This is a genomic window from Bradyrhizobium sp. USDA 4532 (genome assembly GCF_024171315.1).
Taxonomy (GTDB): Bacteria; Pseudomonadota; Alphaproteobacteria; order Rhizobiales; family Xanthobacteraceae; genus Bradyrhizobium; species Bradyrhizobium australafricanum.
On sequence record NZ_JALJZN010000001.1, the window covers coordinates 6,183,082 to 6,204,087 of the forward strand.

Below are 21,006 nucleotides of genomic sequence, written 5' to 3' on the forward strand. Positions count from 1 at the left end.
CATGACTGCCCGCATCATCGACGGAAAAGCCATCGCCGCCGAGCTTCGCGCCCGCGTCGCCGACGAGGTCGCCCGCGTCAAGCGCGACCACCAGCTCACGCCGGGGCTCGCCGTCGTGCTGGTCGGCCATGATCCCGCGAGCGAGGTCTATGTCCGCAGCAAGCACACCCAGACCCAGGCCGCCGGCATGGCCTCGTTCGAGCACAAGCTGCCGGAGGATGTGTCGCAGGCCGATCTGCTGGCGCTGATCGCGCGGCTCAACCGCGATCCCATGGTGCATGGCATCCTGGTGCAGCTGCCGCTGCCGAAGTCGCTGCACACCGAGACCATCATCAACGCGATCGATCCGGCCAAGGACGTCGATGGCCTGCACCCCAACAATGCCGGCCGGCTCGCCGGGGGCTTGGCGGCGCTGTCGCCCTGCACGCCGCTCGGCTGCATCATCCTGACCAAGAGCGTGCACGCCTCGCTGGAGGGCATGAACGCGATCGTGATCGGCCGCTCCAATCTGGTCGGTCGTCCGCTGGTGCAATTGCTGCTGAACGAGAACGCGACGGTGACGATCGCGCATTCGCGCTCGCGCGATCTGCCAAAGCTCTGCGCCCAGGCCGATCTGGTCTATGCCGCGGTCGGCCGGCCCGAGATGGTGCGGGGCGACTGGCTGAAGCCGGGCGCGACGGTGATCGATGTCGGCATCAACCGCATTCCGGTGCCCGGCGGCAAGCCGAAACTGGTCGGCGATGTCGCGTTCCAGGAAGCCCTCAATGTCGCCGGCGCAATCACGCCGGTGCCCGGCGGCGTCGGGCAGATGACGGTGGCGTGCCTCCTGGTCAACACGCTGCGCGCCGCCTGTGCGATTGCCGGCTTGGCGGCGCCGGCGGTTTGAAATGCTCCCTCGCCCCGCTCTTGCGGGGAGAGGGTTGGGGTGAGGGGCCCCTCTCCGAGATGGGACTGTCGAAAGACCTGTACCCCCTCACCCGGATCGCATTCCGCTCCGCTACATGCGATCCGACCTCTCCCCGCAAGCGGGGCGAGGATAGTCACTTCTTCTTCGCGCGCTCGATGCCTTCGAGGATCAGCCTGCGGGCTTCGTCGGCGTCGCCCCAGCGTAGCACCTTCACCCACTTGCCCTTCTCGAGGTCCTTGTAGTGCTCGAAGAAGTGCTGGATTTGCTGCAGCGTGATGTCGGGCAGGTCGCTGTAGTTCTGCACCTTGTCGTAGCGCTGGGTCAGCTTCGATGACGGCACCGCGATGATCTTCTCGTCGCCGCCGGCCTCGTCCTCCATCAGGAGCACGCCGACCACGCGGACGCTCATCACCGCGCCCGGCACGATCGCGCGGGTGTTGACGATCAGCACGTCGCAGGGATCGCCGTCGCCGGACAGCGTGTGCGGGATGAAGCCGTAATTGCCGGGATAGCGCATCGGCGTGTAGAGGAAGCGGTCCACCACGAGCGTGCCGGCTTCCTTGTCCATTTCGTACTTGATTGGCTCGCCGCCGACGGCAACCTCGATGATGACGTTGACGTCGTGGGGCGGATTTTTTCCGATCGATATGGCGTCGATACGCATGGATTGCTCCGCGTGGCCTTTGGAAGTTGAGAACGATGTGATTTTTTGGTTGGCGCCGCCGGGCCGCGAAACGGCTCCCGGCCCGGCCTTGGGGCCGGGCTGGCCGACGCGCGCAGCGCTGGAGGCTGGTTTAGCCTTGCTGCAGCTGCGAGAGAAGCAGGATTTTCAGTTGGCCCAGGCGAAAGCGACCTTGTCGAGCGACTTGGGCCCGAACCGCTCCGAAGAGCGCGCCACCATCCGGCCGCCCAGCGCACGGTAAAACTCGGTCGCCGGCTCGTTGTCGGAGAGCGCCCAGATCACCATGCTCTTGAGGCCGCTCTGCATCAGGTCGCGGCGGGCGGAGGCGAACAGGCGCCGGCCGAAGCCAAGCCCCTGGAATTCCGGCCGCAAATAGAGCTCGTAGATCTCGCCTTCGAAATGCAGGCTGCGGGCGCGGTTGCGGCCGTAATTGGCGTAGCCTGCGATCCGGTCGCCGAACACCAGCACGCTGACGCGGCTGCCCTTGCGGATGGCGCTGTCCCACCACTGCGGGCCGCGGCGATTGATCAGCTTTTCGAGTTCGGCGCCGGGGATGATTCCCTGATACGCCGAGCGCCAGGCTTCGTCATGGGTAGACGCCACCGCCGCCGCGTCTGCAGCTTTGGCCGGCCGGACCTCGATTAGCGTTGTGCTCATGCCTGTAATCAAAGCAAGTCGGCGGGCCGCCTTCAAGGTCCATCGTTAATTATCGGTTAATCTGTGGATTTTTTGCATCAGTGTCGTGAGAACTTGTTCCGAAAGAGGACACTTGCCGGAGTTCAAGCGGCCAACCGCCGATCCGGAGCTGTGCAAAGCGTGGATCGCGAGCGCAGTATGACACTGCCATAGTTGGAAAAAGCTCATTCGGGGGCTGATTCGCGGCCAGGATTCTGCGAGCGAATCCAGACGCGATGTGGGTACTCCGACCGCGCCACGCCTGCCCCGCCGCAGTGGATTTTCGCGCCCGACCGGCCTATGGCAGCGGCGGTATTTGTGCGCGCCGAAGTTGGCCTGATCACGAGCGGACTGCGATGACGCTCTACTTCCTGATCAAATATCTGCACGTGCTCGGGGCCATCGTGATCCTGGGCACCGGGACCGGCATCGCCTTCTTCATGCTGGCGGCGCATCGCACGCAGGATGTGGCGTTCATCGCGCGCACGGCGGCGACCGTCGTGATCGCGGACATGATCTTCACGCTGAGTGCCGTGCTGCTTCAGCCGGTGAGCGGCGGACTGCTGATGCTGTTGTCGGCAACGAGCATCACCGAGCGCTGGCTGGCGATTTCGCTTGCGCTCTATGTGCTGGCCGGCGTGTTCTGGGTTCCCGTCGTCTTCATGCAGATGGAGATGCGCAATCTTGCGCAGGCGGCCGTCGAAAAAGGTCTTCCGCTGCCGCCGCGTTATTTTGCGCTGTTTCGCCGCTGGATCCTGTTCGGTATTCCCGGCTTCGGCTCGGTGATGATCATCCTCTGGCTGATGATCGCGAAACCATTTTAGCGCAGTGTCGTCATTCCGGGGCGACGCGAAGCATCGAACCGCGGATGCGCAATTGCGCATCGGGGAATCTCGAGATTTCGGGTTCGCTTCGCACCCCGGAATGACGCCAAATAGTCTGGGGCCTCATGAGTGACGACGCATCACACAACATCCTCGTGCTCGGCGCCTCGGGCCTGATCGGGCGCACCATCACCGACGATCTGCGGGCGCGCGGCTTACACGTGATCGGGGTCGCGCGGCATTTCACGCCGGCGCAGAAAATCAGCGCGACCGACATCGAGCTGCCTGTCATGTCGATGGATGCCGCGGCGCTGACGCAGCTGCTTCGCACCCATGAGGCCGACATCGTGGTGAATTGCCTCGGCGTGCTGCAGGATGGTCCGGGCAGCGACACAAGCGCGGTGCATCGCGACCACGTCGCGCGGCTGTTGCAGGCGATCGGTGACAGCCACCGCGCCATTCGTCTCGTCCACATCTCGATTCCCGGCGCTGCCGATGCGGACCGCACCGCCTTCAGCACCACCAAGCGCGAGGCCGAACGGCTGATCGCAGCGTCCGAGATTCCCCACGCGATCCTGCGCCCGGGCTTCGTCATCGCGCCGTCGGCCTATGGTGGCAGCGCCATGCTGCGCGCGCTGGCGGCGCTGCCGGTCGAACTGCCGGCCGATGAGGCCGCGACGCCGTTCCAGCCGGTCGCGGTCGAGGATATCGCCGCGACCATCGCCTGGCTTGCGGCGCGCGATGTCGCCGATGAAGCGGTGCGATCGGTGACATGGGACCTGATGCAGAAGCAGCCGATCTCGCTCGGCGGCGTCATCGCGCAGTTCCGCCGGTCGTTCGGCACGGCAAAATATCTCCGTCTTCCGACACCGTCGTTCCTGATCGATCTCGGCGCCCGCCTCGGCGATCTCGCAAGCCGCCTCGGCTGGACGCCGCCGCTGCGCTCCACCGCGATCGCCGAGCTGCGCCGCGGCGTCACCGGCGATCCCGCAGGCTGGATGCAAGCGACCGGCATCGTGCCGAGGACAATCGCGCAAGCGATCGGCGGGCGCCCCGCGACCGTTCAGGACAAATGGTTCGCGCGGCTGTTCCTGATCAAGGCGCTGATCCTCGTAAGTCTCGTGCTGTTCTGGGTCGCATCCGGCTTCATCGCGCTGGTGATCTCCTATGACGCCGCGGCGGGCATTTTGCGTGCGCACCATTTCCCGGCGGCGCTGGTCGGGCCGATGACGGTGTTGACCAGCCTGATGGACATGAGCATCGGGGTGCTGATCGCGATCCGTCGCACCGCGGCGTTCGGTCTGATCGCAGGCATCGTCGCCTCGCTCGGCTACATGGCGGGATCGGCGATACTGACGCCGGATCTCTGGATCGAGCCGCTCGGCGCGCTGGTGAAGACGGGACCCGCGATCGTGCTGATGCTGATCGCGCTGTTGATCCTGGATAACCGGTAGCGTTTTCGAGCGAAGTGGGAACCGGTTCGCGTGAAGAAAACGCGTTGAGGGAATCGAGATGAGCACTTGGCCCGACGACGACGTGATCCTCTATGACGGCGTCTGCATCTTCTGCTCGCGCTGGGTCCGCTTCGTCATCGCCCGCGATACCGACAGGCGCTTTCGCTTCACGCCGATCCAGTCCGGCTACGGCACGCGGCTGGCCAAGAGCTTCGGCATCGATCCTGACGACCCCGACACCAACGCCGTCGTCCATGGCGGCATCGCCTACATGAAATCCGACGGCGCGCTGACGGTGCTGAGCCATCTCCCCGGCTGGGGCTGGACCCGCACGATGTTCGCGGTCCCCAAGCCGCTGCGCGACGCCGTCTACAGCCTGATCGCCCGCAACCGCTATCGCATCTTCGGGAAGTACGAGACGTGCTTCGTGCCCGACGCGGATATGCGGGCGAGGGTGCTGGAGTGAAGTCTGGTCGTTCGGACCATCCCGGAATGACCAATCTGACGGCTACCCCTTATGCGGAAATCCATCCGCTACTTCCTTCGCCGCCCGCTCGCCGCTGTCCCGCGCGCCGTGCGCGGTCGAGAAAAACTCCGGCGAAGTCGCTTCGCCGGCGAAGAACAGCCGGCCGTCGACCGGCGCGGCCAGCACGGCGCGCTTGTCGGCGTGGCCGGGCAGTGCGTGCGAGTAGGAGCCGCGGGCGAACGGGTCATGGGCCCAGCGGGATTCGCTGAGCGGCTGCAGCTTGCGGCGGAAATCGCTGCCGAGGAAGGAGACGATCTCGTCGATGCTGTGCGCGGCGATGGCGCCGTCGCCGGCATCTTCAAGCTGTCGCGCAAAACGGCCGCCGAAGAAACCTTCGATGCAGGGCTGGCCGAACGGGCGGATGTGATAGGTGCCCATCTCGGTGCGCATGGTGGCGCCGCGCAGATTGCCTTCCTTCGGCAGCGCCTCGGGCTCGGCGAGCGCCAGCGTCACCTTGTCGGCGAGGCCGAGCGGCAGGCCGCGCGCGGCGTCGAGCTTGTCCGGCAGCGCAGGTAAAAAGCGGATCGTCTGATCGGCGATCAGGTTGGTCGGCACGGTGACGATCACCTTGTCCGCCTCAAGCGCGCCGCGCGAGGTCTCGATGCGGATGCGCTTGCCGGAGTGATCGATCAGGCTGACCTCGCAGTTCAGCGCCACCGGCACCTGCGCGCCATAGGCCGCGACCAGCGCGCCATAGCCGCGCCGCACCCGCCAATTGATGTCGGTGTCTTCATAGGCATCGACATCGAGGATCGAGACCTGGTCGAGCTCGCTGCCGTTTACATAGGTCGAGATCGCATCGATCATCGGGTTCCAGCGGTTGCCGGGCTCGAGATACAGGCTGGCCGGGCAGTCCTTGCCGTGCCGCGCCGCCTGCTCGATGCGGTCGTAGAATTGGTCGAGTGCGTGCGTGAAGTCGTCGCGAGCGGCCTGCGGGAACGCCTCGCCGTAGGCGCGCTCGCGCCACGGCGGCAAGTCCTTGTTGAGCTCGAAGTTGAGTTGCCGGGCGATGCCGACAAAGCTGTTCCGGTCGGCCGAGTGCAGCCAGCCGCAGCCGACGTCGAACACCACGTCAGGCGCGGCCTGAATCGTATGCGCGCGGCCGCCGAGGCGGTCGCGGGCCTCCAGCACGATCGTGGAGAGGCCGGAATCCTTCAGCGCATTCGCGGCACCGAGGCCTGCGGCGCCGGCGCCGATGATGGCAACATCGATCGTGGAGGGAAGGGAAGTCATGTCCCGGCTCTAGCACGTCCGCCGCCGGGCCTGAAGCCGCCACATGCATGACTGTCATCACCCGCGCAGGCGAAGGCGGGTGATCCGTATTCCAGAGACAGAGGAGCTCAAGCCGACAGGTCGCGGCGTACTGGATGCCCCGGACAAGCCGGGGCACGACAGGCTACTACGCCACCGCTTAAGCGACAGCTTCCTTGGCCTTTTCGGCGCGCTTGCGGTCGTTCGGGTCGAGGTGCTTCTTGCGCAGCCGGATCGACTTCGGCGTTACCTCGACAAGCTCGTCGTCCTCGATATAGGCGAGCGCCTTTTCCAGCGTCATCCGGATCGGCGGCGTCAGGCGCACCGCCTCGTCCTTCGAGGTGGTGCGGATGTTGGTGAGCTGCTTGCCCTTCAGCACGTTGATCTCGAGGTCGTTGTCGCGGGTGTGCTCGCCGACGATCATGCCCTTGTAGACCTTCCAGCCCGGCTCGATCATCATCGGGCCGCGGTCTTCCAGCTTGAACATCGCATAGGCCACCGCTTCGCCCTGGTCGTTGGAGATCAGGACGCCGTTGCGGCGGCCCTGGATCTCGCCCTTGTAGGCGGCATAGCCGTGGAAGATGCGGTTCATGATCGCGGTGCCGCGGGTGTCGGTCAGCAGTTCGCCCTGGTAGCCGATCAGGCCGCGGGTCGGCGCGTAGAACACCAGCCGCAGGCGGTTGCCGCCGGAGGGGCGCATCTCGATCATCTCGGCCTTGCGCTCGCTCATCTTCTGCACGACGACGCCGGAATGCTCCTCGTCGACGTCGATCACGACTTCCTCGATCGGCTCCTGCCAGGCGCCGGTCGCCTCGTCCTTCTGCAGCACGACGCGCGGGCGCGACACCGAGAGCTCAAAGCCCTCGCGGCGCATGGTCTCGATCAGGATCGCGAGCTGCAATTCGCCGCGTCCGGAGACTTCCATGGAATCCTTGTCGGCGGCCTCGACGACGCGCAGCGCGACATTGCCCTCGGCCTCGCGCATCAGGCGGTCGCGGATCATGCGCGAGGTCACCTTGTCGCCCTCGGTGCCGGCGAGCGGCGAGTTGTTGACGATGAACGACATCGACACCGTCGGCGGATCGATCGGCTGCGCCGGCAGCGGCGTCTCGACGGTGGGATCGCAGAAGGTGTCGGCAACGGTGCCCTTGGTGAGGCCCGCGATCGCGACGATGTCGCCGGCCTCGGCCTCCTCGAGCGGGGTGCGCTCAAGGCCGCGGAAGGCGAGGATCTTGGTCAGGCGGCCGCTCTCGATCAGCTTGCCGTCGGCGGACAGCACCTTGACCTGCTGGTTCGGCTTGATCGAGCCCGAGGAGATGCGGCCGGTGATGATGCGGCCGAGATAGGGGTTGGCCTCGAGGATGGTGCCGATCATGCGGAACGGACCTTCCTCGACCTTCGGCGGCTCGACATGGCGCACGATCAGGTCGAACAGCGGCTGCATGCCGAGGTCCTTCGGACCCTCCGGGCTCTCCGCCATCCAGCCCTGCTTGGCCGATCCGTACAGGATCGGGAAGTCGAGCTGCTCCTCGCTGGCGTCGAGCGCCGCGAACAGGTCGAACACCTCGTTGATGACCTCGGTCGGGCGTGCGTCGGGACGGTCGACCTTGTTGATCACGACGATCGGCTTCAGACCGATCTTGAGCGCCTTCGACACCACGAACTTGGTCTGCGGCAGCGGGCCCTCGGCGGCGTCGACCAGCACCAGCGCGCCGTCCACCATGTTGAGGATGCGCTCGACCTCACCGCCGAAGTCGGCATGGCCGGGGGTGTCGACGATGTTGACGCGGATGTCCTTCCACTGCACCGAGGCGGCCTTGGCCAGGATGGTGATGCCGCGCTCGCGCTCCAGGTCGTTGGAGTCCATGGCGCGCTCGGTGACCTTCTGGTTCTCGCGGAAGGTGCCGGATTGCTGCAGCAGGCGGTCGACGAGGGTGGTCTTGCCGTGGTCGACGTGGGCGATGATGGCGACGTTGCGAAGGTTCATGGCTCTTCTTCTGGTCGTGCAATGGTCAGATGCGCGATCTCGCCGGACCAGTTTGGCCGGCCGCTCGCTCGCGTGGCCCATTCGGGCCCGGATCACGCTCATACCCAAGAAATTTGACGGGGACGCATCACCCCAAAAAGGAAGCCCGGTCAGAGGACCGGGCACCTTGCGCGTTGCGGCGCAATATAGTCAGAAAACGCCAAAAAACAATGATTTATTGGCTGTTTGGAGGGCTGATTTTGGTTCCAAAGGCGGGTTTTGAGGGGCTTTCAGGTCCTACTTCCGGGTAATCGCGAACACGATCAGGCCAAGCCCACCCAGCGCCACCATCATCACGAACATGGTGATGGGGTCGCCGCCGGCCCCGGCGCCCATCTTGGCGTTGAGAATGGCGCACAGGACGCCAGGGATCAGCAGGATCACCCCTACCACCAGCATGAGGGCGGTCAGGCAGCCGTTGCGCTGTCTCTGTTCCGGGTTTTGCTGAAAACTGCTCACGATACCCCGGACTAGGTGGTGTGGACATTTATCGCATCCATAAGACGATGGCTGCGAGAGTAACGACGGCCAGGTAATTTCGGGCGGTCTTTTCGAAGCGGGTTGCGACGCGGCGGAACTGCTTGAGTTTTGAGAAGCAGCATTCGACGAGATGACGCTGGGCATAGAGATGCTTGTCCAGCGGATATTTGAGCGCACGTGACGGGTTGTTGGGGATGACGGCGAGCGCGCCTTTGGCAGCGATCGCCTGGCGCAAGTGATCGGCGTCATAAGCCGTATCCGCCATGACGACCTGGGCAGGTAATCCCTCGATCAATTCGGCGGCTTGCGGTACGTCGCTCTTCTGACCTGCGGTGAGCTTGAACCGTACGGGACATCCCAGGCCGCGAACGGCCATATGTATCTTGGTGCTCAGGCCACCGCGCGAGCGACCGATCGCCTGATCTTCAGACCCCCTTTTTTCGCCCCAGCGGCGTGCTGGTGCGCCCGGACGATGGTGGAGTCGACGATCAGATACTCGAAGTCCGGATCACCGGACATCGCTTCGAATATGCGCCACCAGACCCCCTTGATGCTCCATCGACTGAAGCGCCGAAACACGCTGTTCCAGTCTCCAAACACCTCCGGAAGATCACGCCAGGGAGAGCCAGTGCGCACGATCCAAAGTACGCCCTCCACAAACATCCGGTTGTCCCGTCCGGTCGAACCCTTCTGGTCAGGCCGGCCGATGATCAGCGGCGCCATCCGCTCCCATGTCGCGTCGCTCAATACCAAGCGGTCCATCACACCCAAGGCGGCCTCCCCAAAAGCAGCCTTGAATCTGATTTGCGCCTAAAAGGGAATCCTTAGAGTCCACACCACCTAGCGTCCCTTAATCGCGGCGCGGATCAGCATCACGCCGGCGAAGCAGACCGCGAGCCCGAGCAGGATCAGGAACAGAATGGAGGGATCGGTTTTCGACTCGCTCAGGACGCCGAACCCGAACAGCAGGGCGCAGAGCCCCGGCAGCAGCAGGACCAGCCCGAACAGCACCATGAACGCGGTGGCGCAGCCGCTGCGTGGTGACGGTGGCGGCGGGACGTATTGGTAGGGTGGCTCCGGTGGTGCAGGCGGGATGGGCGGTGGATTGGTCTCGCTCATCGCGGCGCCTCCTCGCTTTGCCGGGCTTCACGATAGGTCTGGCCGGCCAGCGCGGCGCGGATGCCGTCGATCTTGCCGTCACGGTAGAACAGGTTGTAGGTGTCGAATGGGATGATCGCGCCGCTTTCGGTGACGAAGTGGATGCAGCTTCGCTTGACGTTGCCGACACAGAAATTGAAGCGGTCGAGAAACTGCACGATGGTGACGCGGAACACGTTCTCGTAGGTAAGCCCCTCCGGCACCTCGAAGCTCGGCAGGCAGCACAGCAATTCGCAGACCCGCTCCGATGTGTTCAGCGGCCCCGACGACAGCGAGAACAGGTCGACAAACTTCTCCCGCAACACCGGATACTTCTCCGGGCTGATGGTGTTGGGCATCACGGCGATGAGCTGCTCCTGCGGGATCAGCGAGGTCAATGGCAGCACCTTGTCGCCGTTGCGCAGGCCGTAGCCGATCGAGATGCTCTCGGGATTGCAGGGCAACGGGATCATGTCGTCAGCGCCGAACACCCCGGCCTCGATCACGCGCCGGCGGATCTCCGACAGCATGATGCGGTCGGTGTCCTTGTTGAAATGCTCGTTGCGGCCGGCATCCTGCACCGGCTGCAGCGTGACGCCGCGGACGCACTTCCAGGTCAGCGCGTGACGGACGATGTCGCCGATCTCGCCGTCGTTGACGCTGCGCTTAATGGTCGCGACCAGCGTGGTCGAGACGCCGTGGCGCTCGAGATTCTCCAGTGCCTGTTGGCGGATCTTGCGTAAGTCCGCGCCGCGCAGATTGACCAGCGCCTCGCGCTGTAGCGAATCGAACTGCAGATAGACCTCAAGCCCGCGCTTGTTCTCGGCGAGCTTCGCCACGAAGGCGGGCTCGCGCGCGATCCTGAGGCCGTTGGTATTGATCATGACATGGCGGATCGGGCGGGCGCGCACCGCATCCAGAATGGCGAAGAAATCCGGATGCAGCGTCGGCTCGCCGCCGGAGATCTGCACCAGGTCGGGCTCGCCCTCGCTCGCGACCAGCGCGTCCAGCATCTTCTCGATTTTCGCCAGCGGCGTGAAGCTGGTGCGCGCCGGCGAGGAATCCGCAAAGCATACCGGGCAGGTCAAATTGCAATGCTCGGTAATCTCGATCAGCGCCAGGCAGGAGTGCTGCTCGTGGTCGGGGCACAGCCCGCAATCATAGGGGCAGCCGAATTCGGTGTGGCGCTGGAACGCGAGCGGCCGGTCGCCGGGCTTGATGAAATCCTTGCACAGCCTCCAATAGGCCGCATCCGTCGAGACCAGCGTCGACTGCACGCCATGCTGCTTGCAGCGCTTCTCGTACCAGACCTCGTTGCCTGATATCTGGATCTTGGTCGGCACCAGGGTCAGGCAGGTTTCGCATAGCGACTGGGTCTGGCCCCAGAAGATGTAAGGGCGTGCCTTACGCAGCGGCGCGTTCATGCTTCAAGCTCACATTCGGCGCCGTCGCCAGCATGACGGCGGCGTAAATCACGACAAACAGCGACAGCAGGTGAAACAGCGAGAATGGTCCGACCAGCGCGCCATAGGGCTTGATGAATTCCCACAGGAAGCGCTGCAGCCCGTAGTAGAACAGCACGAGGTAGAATCCGTTGGTGATGACGGCGGCATTTCGGTTCAATACGGCCCAGACATAGAATGCCGCGAACCCCGCCATCGCCAGGCTTTCATAGAGCTGCACCGGATGGCGCAGCACGCCGTCGCCGAAATCATGGCCCCAGGGCAGCATGGTCGGCGTGCCATAGGTGAAGTCCTCGAGCCCCGCGAAATAGCAGCCGAGACGGCCGACCGCGACGCCGATCGCAAGCGGCAGCGCGAACCGCGCGCCGGTGCGCAACGAAATCCCGTGTCGCCATTTGTAGAGCTCGATCGCGACGATGCCGCCGGCCAGCGCGCCCTCGACCGAGCGGGCGATGCCGGACATGCCGGAGAACCACAGGTTCAGCGTGCCGAGGATGTAGGCGCCGATGCCGGCGCCGAATACCAGCGCGGCGATGTAGGTGAGCTCGAAGGATTGCCGCGGGAATTGCAGCCCCCGCACCCGGGACAGCCACCACATCGCGATGGCCGCCGCGCCCCATGCTGCGACGTCGAAAACGGCGTGAAGTTCAGCCCCACTCATGAGGCGAGTGTAGCGCGGTTTTCGCGGTCCGCGATAGCGGCTTCCCGATTGCAATGGCGGAACGAGGTTATAACCCGTCCGCCTGGGAGCGGCGGGCTGATGGACCACACCGGCGACGCCAGCCCGCAAAACGACAAAGGCTGTAACCGCGCCAGAACGGATATAGCCGATGTTACGGCGTCCATCCGAAGCGCTATATCCGAACTGACGGCTGGGCTTTCGACCTTACCAAGATGACATTCTGTCCGGAGTGCAAAACCCGTCCCGATTGCGCGGAGCGATTGCGATGAGGAAGGCTACGATGGATTTTTCGCGGATGTCGGACGGGATCCGGCTGCATCACGCCTTTCATCGCGACGATGGGCACGATGGTGACGACGAGTCGGGTCCGGCACCGAGCAGCCCGTTTGCAGGGCTCTATGCGCATCCCGCGACGTCGAATTCCCCGCCCTATGACTCTGGCCCAGGCCAATCCGACCATCCCACCGCGTCGGGGGTCGACACGTACGGCCACGTCGGCAACCACACTGCGGCGAGCCTGGATGCTTCGGCAACGAAGCCTGCTGCCGGCGCATCCCATTCCGCGACGGGCATCGTTTCGATCGAGAGCGGGGCGAACACCGCCGGGAACGGCGGAGACGGTTACTTTTACGGAGGTATCATTCACGCGTCCCTGTTGATCTATGAACCGATCAACATTTCGGTGAGTTTGGGATACGGCTCGGCCGCCGTGGCCAACCAGTCCAACGATTTGAATGTCGATCAATCCGCCTTTCAGATCGCCGGCGTCGGCGGACATGGTGGGAATGACAACCTTGCATCGGGGGGCAGCATCAGTGCTTCCCTGGGCCCCGGCGTGATCGGGAGCGGCGACAACGGCGCCGGAAATGGCGGCAGCGGCCATTTCTCGGGTGCGTTGGTGGACGCTCCCGTGGTGATCTATCATCCGATCAATATTGCGGTGGCGAGCTCAGGCGGCACGGCCCATGCAAGTCAATCGAACACAGTCGACATCGATCAATCGGCTACGCAGGTCGCGGGCGTCGGCGGCAGTGGCGGAAATGGCAATGTGGCCGTCGGCGGCAGCATCATCACGCTCGACCCCAGCTGGGGATCAAGCAACGGAGGGAGTGTCTGGGACGTTCAAACGGGCGGGAGTCAGGCCGGCAATGGCGGCGACGGCGCGTTCCACGGGAGTCTCGTGCATTCCTCGATCTTGGTGTACGACCCGATCAACATCGCAGTCGCGGGCTATGGCTCCAACGTTCATTCAGTCCAGACGAATGACGCTAACGTGGATCAATCCGTAGTTCAGATCGCCGCTATGGGCGGGCACGGCGGCAATGGCAACGCCGCGACGGGCGGCCATGCAAGCCTTCTTTCCCACGGCTTGTGGGGCGGCTCCGACACGATTGCGACCGGCTCGAACGGCGCAGGCAACGGCGGCAACGGCTATTTTGCCGGCAGCCTGATCGATGTCAGCGTCGCGATCTATGCACCCATCAATATCGCAATCGCGGGGCCCCATTCGACGGCCGTGGCCGATCAGGTCAACAATGTGCACATCGACCAGAGTGCGGTCCAGATTGCCGGACTTGGTGGGGACGGCGGCTACGGCAATCTCGCGCTGGGTGGCGATCTTTCCGCCCATCTTCTGTCCGATCTTCACCTGTTGGCATAGCGAAACATCGCACCGCTCGCGCAGGCCGGTCGCAAGGTAGCGGACTCCCTGCGCATGCAAATCTCGCGCAGGGGCGCCTCCCGATGTTTCGAGCTCCGATGTTGCGCGACGAATGTCATACTTTCGTACGTAGGTCGACCAAGCCGGATGGTGTCCGATTTGACATCTATCGGCAGCGCGCATCGCCGGATCAGACTCGCCCGTGCGCGTCCGCCTGATCGGGATGGATGATGCACGACAGCCAACACAAGGACGGAGGCTCAAATGTTGCCCAAGGCGATCAGCATCTCGGATTCGATCGAATTCAAATCGATCAACACCGGTGGTCAAAGTGTCGGAAATGGCGGCGACGGTACCTTCAAGGGAGCTATCATCAGCAAGCCGACCCTCAACTTCGATCCAACCAACAAGGCAGAAGGCGCCGATGTGCATGTGAACACCGGCGACCACGTCACTCAGACCGCAGATTGGGACGCCGGCGGCGCAAACGCGACGGCCTCGGTGTTTGCGAAGGCCCATGGCGGAAGCGCCGAGTCGAACGGAAGCCAGAAATCCTACAGCGGCCACGATACCTCCAAGGTATATGCCAATACGGATGCCACTCAGATCAACAAGCTCGCGGTGGACCAGCACCAGGAGGTCCTGGCCGGCATCGGCGGCAATGGCGGAGACGGCAACGCCGCGCTGGGTGGAGAAGTGAGCTTCCACCTCGATACATTCTGACCATCGGCTCGTCCGACCACGGCGGGACCGGCGGCCATTGCTGCCGGTCCCGCAGTTCAAGCCGATGCCCGCCGATGCCCTGCCGATGCGCTTCTTGGCAGATCGCGTTGGCCGTCGGGCAAGTGCGCCGGACTCCGATTTCAGGCGGTGACGATCATGCTGATGCCGCCCATTCGGTTGCCTGTCCTGCCGCAGATCTCGACGCCACTGCACGCGGCCCTTTGGTCCTGTGCGGGACCGCTTGGTCTCGTATTCGCGTATAGCTGCAGCTACAACCTGCTTTTGTTTGCGCCCTCCATCTACCTTCTTCAGATCTATGACAGGGTGTTGTCGAGCCGGAGCGGCGACACGCTGCTCCTGCTCACGCTCATTGTCGCGATCACGGTCGTGGTCGGCGGCGTGTTCGATGCCTTGCGGCGCGCTGTCCTGGGTCGCCTTGGCGCCTGGCTCGACGATCGGCTCCGTCCTTGCGTGCTTTCGGCCAGCCTCGAATCCGCGTTTCGCAGCGATTGGACGCGGGCTTCGGACGCATATCGGGATCTCACCGCGCTGCGCCAGTTCATCGATTCCGGCGCATGTCCGATGCTGTTCGACGCACTCTGGGCGCCCCTGTTCCTCCTGGTCCTCTTTCTCATCCATCCCCTGCTTGGCGTGGTAGGCGCCTGCTGTGTGGCTTTCCTCTTCGCTCTCACGGTTGCCGGAGATCTGGTTACCGAGGACGTTCTGCTCAGATCCGGCGCCGCGCTGTCCAGAAGCTACGGCCGCCTCCAGGCCGCCGCAGGCAACATCCATATGATCCGCGCCATGGGAATGCTCGATAGCGCTGCGCGCGCGATCTATCATGACGCGCAGCAGGCACGCATAGAGCACGATGTGGCAGTCCGGCGAAGCGAGATCGTGATGCTGGTCACCAAGCCGGTCCGCGCGCTGTCGCAGGTGTTGATAATGGGGGCTGCCGCGTGGCTTGTCCTCGAGCACGGAAAGAGTCCGGCGATCATTTTTGCTTCGACACTGATGTTCAGCCGCGCGCTCGCGCCGGTCGAAAGTGCGATCGCAGGCTGGAAGTCACTCAGGACGGCCGTGCGTGCCTGTCAGCGGCTCGACGCGGTTCTCGCCGCGTCCCCCGCCGCCGGACAGCAGGATCCGGAGGTTTCGCAGCGGCAGGCGTCGAGCGGTCTCGTTGTCGACAACGTCGGCGTGAGGCTATCGGGGACCAATCACCTGCTGCTGAACGGTGTCTCGTTCACGCTCGCGAGCGGAGAATGTCTTGGCATTATCGGTGCGTCCGGGTCAGGCAAGTCCCTGCTTGGCCGGGTGATTGCCGGGCTGTCGACGCCAACTCATGGCTGTGTCCTGCTCGACAATACCGACGTCTCGCTGCTTCGCGAGGGCCTAAGCGGTCACCGTCTCGGTTATCTCCCCCAGGACATCGACCTGCTCGGCGATACGATAAGCGATATCATCGCACGGCTTGATGATGCCGATCGGCGGAAGGTCGTGGAAGCGGCCAAGCTGGTCGGAATTCATGAGGCGATCATGCGCCTGCCGAACGGGTACGACACGGTGATTCACCGTGAAAAATCCTTCTCGCGCGGATATCGGCAGCGCCTCGGTCTTGCCCGGGCCTTTTTCGGCGGTCCACGCCTGATCGTTCTCGACGAACCGAATGCCAGTCTCGATTACGGGGGCGAGCGAATGCTGCTGGACGCTATCGAGCGCATGAAGCTCGCCGGTGTCATCCTGGTCGTCGTCACTCATCGTATGGGTCTCCTCGCAGCCACAGACAAGATTGCCATTATGGAAGAGGGGGCGGTCGTCGCTTTCGGCGACAGCGAGGAAATCTTTGAGCGGCACCTGAACCGACCCCAGGTTACATCGCGGATTGCGCCATGATCCGCAATCCTCTCACCATCTGGAAGCTTCCCACGATATCGAGGCTACCCACGATCTGGGACCGGCTCGTGCGAGCGCCGGCAAGCCCCCCGCTCGCCGGACGGCTCGGAGTCGTGGTTACCGCGATCGACGATTTCGAGCCCCTCGAATATCCATGGTGTGCGACCCCGACACCCATCTCTCCGCGTAGACGGCTTCGCGGTATCACGCTGGCGGGCAACCTGCTGGTGCTCTGCTTCATGCTGGGGCTTGGCACATGGGCGTGCCTCGCGCCTCTCGAGAGCGCCGCGATCGCTTCCGGCGTCGTGGAATCAGAATCGAGCCGCAAGACGATTCAGCACCTGGAAGGCGGGATCGTCAGGAAGATCCTGGTTGCGGACGGCGATATCGTGCGAAGCGGACAGACGCTGATCGCGCTGGACGACACACGGCCCGGTTCGGAGGTGCAAAGCCTTCAAGGCCAGTTGTGGGATGCAATTGCTCGTGCCGCACGGCTTCAGGCCGAGCAGCAGAACTTCGAGAGCATCGCAATCCCGAGCGCGCTGGAGCAGGACAGCAAGCGAAATGGGGTGGCCGCCGCCGCGGTATCGGCGCAGCAGTTCATTTTTCTGGCGCGCCGGCAGGTTCATGAGTCGCAGCTTGCGGTCGTTCGCGAACGGAGGCTTCAAGTCGAGAGGGAGATCGAAGGTCTCAAGGCTCAGCAGAACGCTACCGGGCAGCGGGTCGACATCGTCCGGGAAGAACTGGATATGGTCACGACGCTCGTGAACAAGGGACTCGAACGGCGGCCGCGGCTTCTGAACCTGCAACGTGAACTGGCCGACGTTGAGGGGCGCCGCGGCGAGATCACCGCGCAGATTTCTCGCGCCGGGCAGGTCATCAGCGAGCAGCAGGCCACATTGTTCAAGCTCGAGAGCGACAGGCAGAGCGAGATCGCACAGTCGCTTCGTGAAGCACAGAACCAGATGTTCCAGCTCCGCGAACGGTTGCTTGCGGCCAGGGACCAGCTATCGCGAACGGAGGTGAAGGCGCCTGAGGACGGCGCGATAACCGACTTGCGGATCCATACGACGGGCGGCGTCATCGGGGCGGGTGCTCCGCTCATGGAGCTGGTGCCGCGGCAAGACCGCCTCATCGTGACCGCCCGCCTGAGGCCCGAGGACATTGATGTGGTTCATCCCGGCCTCAATGCCGAGGTGCATCTCGTGCCGTACAATCAGCGTCGCGTACCGCGCCTGAAGGGAATCGTCGTGCACGTATCGGCAGACCGGCTACTCGACAAGCGTACCGACCAGCCATACTACGCGACCAAGATCCGGATCGACGATGCGCAGATCGCCGCAAACGACTTCCAGATCGTCCCCGGTATGCCGGTTCAAGTGTTCATCACCACGGGGCGCGGTACCGTCGCACTTTACGCGCTCAGGCCCCTGCTCGACAGCTTCCGCGGTGCATTCAGAGAGGATTGATCCCGCTCAGCGTGACTAGGTCTCCGGCATTGGGGCTGTGCCCGGGTCGTGATCGCGATTCTGCGCGAGCGACCGGCCGCGCCAGCGGAGGACCGCTTCCGTGCGATTGTGAGCGGCACATTTCCTCATGATGTGCTGAATGTGCATTTTGACGGTGCTTTCCGAGAGCTTCAATTTGGCTGCGATCAGCTTGTTGGGCAGGCCGAGCTCCAATTCCGCGAGAACGTGCTGCTCTCGAGGCGTGAGACCGCTCCTGTCGATGGCCGCCCTGGCTGCCTCGTTCATCAGATATGCGGACGCAAGCCCGCGCGCGTCCGGCGGATCGAAACCCGGCATCCTGTTCATCTCGGCGACCGGCAACGGCCTGTAGACGCCGCCGACAAGAACAAGGCGCAGGCCGGCTATGACGACCTCGATTGGTAGCGAGGTGGGAAGAAAGCCGCGAACACCCCGCTGCATCGCGGCTTGCGCGGTCGGCTCGTCGTCATGGTTTGACAGGATTGCGACGGCGGCATTGGGACAGTGCTCGGCCACGAAGGCGAGATCGTCCTCGACCGAGGGATCGCCGATGGGCTTGTCCGCGATGCTCAGCAGCACCAGACGAACGTCGCGGGTTGACATGCAGTCCAGGCCTCGGACTGTTGCCATGTCGAGGATCTCGAAGTCGGCCAATTCCCGCCTGAGGACGTTAAGAATACATGTGCGGGGCAACAGGTGCGGCTCGATGATCACCAGAACCGGTACGTGAAGCGCTCCATTGAGCCGTTTTGAGGTTATGTCGTCCATGATTTCCTCGGAATGAAAAGAATTTCTGCGACAGTCCCATCGATCCGTATTGCGCATTTACCGTTGCGGCATTCATCCTGAATGCATCATCACGCGCAGCCCCGACATCAGGATCGCATCCATTGCGGGATAGCCTGGCGCCTCGGTGGGAAATTCTTTCCGCTCAAATCATTTGGACGCGCGCCGTGGCGCGGTCGACGCATCCCCTATTTGCAGATATTTCGATACGCCGTTGACGCCGCCGACCCCGACTTGCCGTCGACGACATACGCTTCATCCTCCTTCACAAGATACAGAAACGGCCTCCCTCCAGTCTCTCCGCCCGACGCACTTCTTCCTTTCACGCGCCCGCAAATCGTATCCACGGCGCGTCCGAACGTGTTCTTTCGCATGGCGCGCTTCATGTCGCTGAATTCGGCCGATCCCGGATCCTCTATCTGCGCTGCAATCGTGACCTTCGCTTTGGTGAGGACAGGATCTGCCATGTCCGCGGCGTGTTCGGGTGTCGGGACGTTGATCCTCGTCCGCGGGGACGCCGCCTTGGCGAGGTCGGGCGGTCCGTGTTTCTTCGATGATGGTCTCCTGCCGGATTTTGCCGGGGTTGCAGAATTCGATTTGACGATCGCAGGCGCGGGCGCTAACGCCGCCGGCACTGGCTCCGTGGGTCGGGCGACTGCAACCTTGTCGAAACAGGGTCTTGACTCACACCCAAGGAAATCCCCTCGGGAAGGCGCGAACCAGCCAAAGCCGATCAGGATTCCTGCCAGCGCTCCGACAAAAAGCAGTCCCATCCGATTCCCCTCCTCGGGAGCTCGGTTCGCACTCATAACTAGGACTAATTCCGCGCTGGTGATCCTATCTGTTGCGCAAAAGCGTTAAGCGCTCATTAAGCGCGCGGGGTTGGGGCGATAGGACGAACCCCTACGGCGATATCGGGTTCAGCGTCGGCTTCCGGAAGCATGGCGGATGCGACGAATAATGAGTACACACCCTAGTTCTGCGGGTTGTCCTCGCTTGGATACACGCCGCGCAGCACTTCCTCGAAATGATCCTTGACGGCGTCGTTGCACAGGCAAGAGCGCTGCCGCAGCTTGTCCGCGTCGCGGATCACGATCGCGCCGCGACGCGTCTCGAGCACGCCTTCCGCCTTGAAGTTCTGGATCACGCGGCTGGTGTAGCTGCGGCCGACGCCGAGCAAAGTCGAGAGCTGTTCATGCGTGAGTGGCACCATGCCGTTGCCATTGGTGCGCTCCATCGCCGAGATGATCCATTTCGCCGCGCGCTGCTCGATCGAGTGGATCGCATTGCAGGCGGTCGACTGAAAGATCTGCGCCAGCATACAATCGGCATAGCGCGCGAAGATGTTGCGCACGGAGATCGACGTCAGCTTGGCGGCGTCGAGCTTGCTGACCGGCAGCCGCGCGAACGGGCCGCCGAACTTGACGGTGATGCGGGTGTAGGCCGGCAGGAAGCCCTGGCTGACGATGCCGCCGACCGCGCCCTCGCGACCGACCAGGATGGTCTCGACATCGCGGCCGTCCTCATTGGGCACCATGTAGGACGCAAGGCTTGGCCCGCATGGAAAATGCACGGTCTGGACGTCGTCGCCGGGATTGTAGAGCAGATCGCCGGCCGCGGCCTCGACCAAGGCAAGGTGCGGCGCGATCAGTTCGTAATCGGCGGCGTTCAGCCGGCGCAAAAGATTGTTGAACGGCCGGTCACTCGTCCCGGCCAACTCGGTCCGTTTCGTGATCATTGGAAATCCTGAGAACCCAACGCGGACCATAATCGGAAAGTTCCCAGATTTATGTTCACTAGTGAACAGACGCGGCAGCCCGCGATGTGATGGGTTTCACCTCGGGAACAGCCGGCGTGCTTTCAGGCGCCGGTCGCGGGCCAATCCGGCCGGACTGATCCGGTCTTTCATCCATGCTTTAAAAACGGAAACTGGCACGCCATGGACTTCACCCCCAATGCCGGCATGCCCGGTGACGTCCTCGTGGTTGAGGACGATCCGATCATCTCGCTCTATTTCGAGGACACCATCCTCGGCTTCGGCGCCCGGACGGTGCGCACCGCCACGAACGTCGCCCGGGCGCTCGAGCTGATCGCCGAACGCGCGCCGGATTTCGCGCTGCTCGACGTCGGCCTCGTCAGGGGCGAGAAGACGTTCGCCATCGCCGAGCGGCTGGATGCGCTGAAGGTGCCGTTCGCGTTCGTCACGGGCTATGGTGCGGACATCCGGCTGCCGGCATCGCTCGCCGACAAACCGCGGCTGACCAAGCCGTGCTCGGGCGAGGCGCTGGAGGCGGCGCTGCGAAACGGACGTTGACGCATTGCCGGCTTCGGCCTCGCCGTCGGCGCGTTC

General features: G+C 63.7%; 21 protein-coding genes. 9 read left to right on the forward strand and 12 right to left on the reverse strand.

Features of this window, described 5'->3' with window-relative positions; all coding sequences use genetic code 11:
* Position 1 precedes the first annotated feature (1 nt).
* Positions 2-886, forward strand: coding sequence for a bifunctional methylenetetrahydrofolate dehydrogenase/methenyltetrahydrofolate cyclohydrolase FolD (gene folD / locus J2R76_RS28510; protein ID WP_253625278.1), 885 nt, complete (start codon positions 2-4; stop codon positions 884-886).
* 154 nt (positions 887-1,040) lie between these two features.
* Here folD and ppa read toward each other — a convergent pair whose 3' ends face one another.
* A complete protein-coding gene (gene ppa, locus J2R76_RS28515) occupies positions 1,041-1,571 on the reverse strand; it encodes an inorganic diphosphatase (protein ID WP_028337382.1) in 531 nt (176 codons plus the stop codon).
* A gap of 165 nt (positions 1,572-1,736) precedes the next feature.
* Entirely contained in the window at positions 1,737-2,246 is a 510-nt protein-coding gene (locus J2R76_RS28520) for a GNAT family N-acetyltransferase (protein WP_016847248.1), read from the reverse strand.
* Between the two features lie 374 nt (positions 2,247-2,620).
* Here J2R76_RS28520 and J2R76_RS28525 point away from each other — a divergent pair, with 374 nt between their 5' ends.
* The 3 genes from J2R76_RS28525 to J2R76_RS28535 all read left to right on the forward strand — a co-directional run bounded on the left by J2R76_RS28525 (position 2,621) and on the right by J2R76_RS28535 (position 5,008).
* Positions 2,621-3,088, forward strand: a complete 468-nt coding sequence (locus J2R76_RS28525; protein WP_076834978.1) for a DUF2269 domain-containing protein — start codon at positions 2,621-2,623, stop codon at positions 3,086-3,088.
* Positions 3,089-3,213: 125 nt separating this feature from the next.
* Positions 3,214-4,542 (forward strand): SDR family oxidoreductase, encoded by a 1,329-nt coding sequence (locus J2R76_RS28530; protein WP_253625279.1) that lies wholly within the window; start codon positions 3,214-3,216, stop codon positions 4,540-4,542.
* A 58-nt stretch (positions 4,543-4,600) separates the two neighbouring features.
* Positions 4,601-5,008, forward strand: a complete 408-nt coding sequence (locus J2R76_RS28535) for a thiol-disulfide oxidoreductase DCC family protein (RefSeq protein WP_253625280.1) — start codon at positions 4,601-4,603, stop codon at positions 5,006-5,008.
* A 42-nt stretch (positions 5,009-5,050) separates the two neighbouring features.
* Here the strand turns inward: J2R76_RS28535 and J2R76_RS28540 are convergent, their stop codons facing one another.
* The 7 genes from J2R76_RS28540 to J2R76_RS28570 all read right to left on the reverse strand — a co-directional run bounded on the left by J2R76_RS28540 (position 5,051) and on the right by J2R76_RS28570 (position 12,086).
* A complete protein-coding gene (locus J2R76_RS28540) occupies positions 5,051-6,301 on the reverse strand; it encodes an NAD(P)/FAD-dependent oxidoreductase (protein ID WP_253625281.1) in 1,251 nt (416 codons plus the stop codon).
* A gap of 178 nt (positions 6,302-6,479) precedes the next feature.
* Positions 6,480-8,306, reverse strand: coding sequence for a translational GTPase TypA (gene typA, locus J2R76_RS28545; RefSeq protein WP_016847242.1), 1,827 nt, complete (start codon positions 8,304-8,306; stop codon positions 6,480-6,482).
* A gap of 276 nt (positions 8,307-8,582) precedes the next feature.
* Entirely contained in the window at positions 8,583-8,804 is a 222-nt protein-coding gene (locus tag J2R76_RS28550) for a hypothetical protein (RefSeq protein ID WP_057021309.1), read from the reverse strand.
* Between the two features lie 28 nt (positions 8,805-8,832).
* Positions 8,833-9,596 (reverse strand): IS5 family transposase gene (locus J2R76_RS28555; RefSeq protein ID WP_139481326.1). Its coding sequence is split into 2 segments (ribosomal slippage): positions 8,833-9,258 and positions 9,261-9,596, totalling 762 coding nucleotides; the frame shifts between segments, so codons are not numbered across the junction.
* 69 nt (positions 9,597-9,665) lie between these two features.
* Entirely contained in the window at positions 9,666-9,944 is a 279-nt protein-coding gene (locus J2R76_RS28560) for a hypothetical protein (protein ID WP_076834973.1), read from the reverse strand.
* Positions 9,941-11,386, reverse strand: a complete 1,446-nt coding sequence (locus J2R76_RS28565; RefSeq protein ID WP_253625282.1) for a radical SAM protein — start codon at positions 11,384-11,386, stop codon at positions 9,941-9,943. The genes J2R76_RS28560 and J2R76_RS28565 overlap by 4 nt, the downstream gene beginning before the upstream one ends.
* The gene (locus tag J2R76_RS28570; RefSeq protein ID WP_253625283.1) at positions 11,367-12,086 is read right to left on the reverse strand and encodes a prolipoprotein diacylglyceryl transferase; all 720 of its coding nucleotides are present in this window, start codon (positions 12,084-12,086) and stop codon (positions 11,367-11,369) included. Before J2R76_RS28570 ends, J2R76_RS28565 begins: the two co-directional genes overlap by 20 nt.
* 301 nt (positions 12,087-12,387) lie before the next feature.
* Here J2R76_RS28570 and J2R76_RS28575 point away from each other — a divergent pair, with 301 nt between their 5' ends.
* The 4 genes from J2R76_RS28575 to J2R76_RS28590 all read left to right on the forward strand — a co-directional run bounded on the left by J2R76_RS28575 (position 12,388) and on the right by J2R76_RS28590 (position 17,852).
* Positions 12,388-13,767: a hypothetical protein gene (locus J2R76_RS28575; RefSeq protein ID WP_244559036.1), complete on the forward strand. Its 1,380-nt coding sequence runs from the start codon at positions 12,388-12,390 to the stop codon at positions 13,765-13,767.
* 264 nt (positions 13,768-14,031) lie between these two features.
* Positions 14,032-14,490 (forward strand): hypothetical protein, encoded by a 459-nt coding sequence (locus tag J2R76_RS28580; RefSeq protein ID WP_028343759.1) that lies wholly within the window; start codon positions 14,032-14,034, stop codon positions 14,488-14,490.
* Positions 14,491-14,646: 156 nt separating this feature from the next.
* Complete coding sequence (locus J2R76_RS28585) at positions 14,647-16,383, forward strand: type I secretion system permease/ATPase (protein WP_083715240.1); 1,737 nt, start codon at positions 14,647-14,649, stop codon at positions 16,381-16,383.
* Positions 16,380-17,852 carry an HlyD family type I secretion periplasmic adaptor subunit gene (locus tag J2R76_RS28590; RefSeq protein WP_076834968.1) on the forward strand — a complete coding sequence of 491 codons (1,473 nt, stop codon included), beginning with the start codon at positions 16,380-16,382 and terminating at the stop codon, positions 17,850-17,852. The genes J2R76_RS28585 and J2R76_RS28590 overlap by 4 nt, the downstream gene beginning before the upstream one ends.
* Positions 17,853-17,867: 15 nt before the next feature.
* Here J2R76_RS28590 and J2R76_RS28595 read toward each other — a convergent pair whose 3' ends face one another.
* The 3 genes from J2R76_RS28595 to J2R76_RS28605 all read right to left on the reverse strand — a co-directional run bounded on the left by J2R76_RS28595 (position 17,868) and on the right by J2R76_RS28605 (position 20,394).
* The gene (locus J2R76_RS28595; protein ID WP_057021302.1) at positions 17,868-18,638 is read right to left on the reverse strand and encodes a response regulator transcription factor; all 771 of its coding nucleotides are present in this window, start codon (positions 18,636-18,638) and stop codon (positions 17,868-17,870) included.
* Positions 18,639-18,844: 206 nt separating this feature from the next.
* The gene (locus J2R76_RS28600; protein ID WP_244559035.1) at positions 18,845-19,429 is read right to left on the reverse strand and encodes a hypothetical protein; all 585 of its coding nucleotides are present in this window, start codon (positions 19,427-19,429) and stop codon (positions 18,845-18,847) included.
* A gap of 200 nt (positions 19,430-19,629) precedes the next feature.
* Positions 19,630-20,394, reverse strand: coding sequence for a Crp/Fnr family transcriptional regulator (locus J2R76_RS28605; RefSeq protein ID WP_057021301.1), 765 nt, complete (start codon positions 20,392-20,394; stop codon positions 19,630-19,632).
* Between the two features lie 201 nt (positions 20,395-20,595).
* Here J2R76_RS28605 and J2R76_RS28610 point away from each other — a divergent pair, with 201 nt between their 5' ends.
* Positions 20,596-20,970, forward strand: a complete 375-nt coding sequence (locus J2R76_RS28610; protein WP_076834966.1) for a response regulator — start codon at positions 20,596-20,598, stop codon at positions 20,968-20,970.
* Positions 20,971-21,006: the final 36 nt, after the last annotated feature.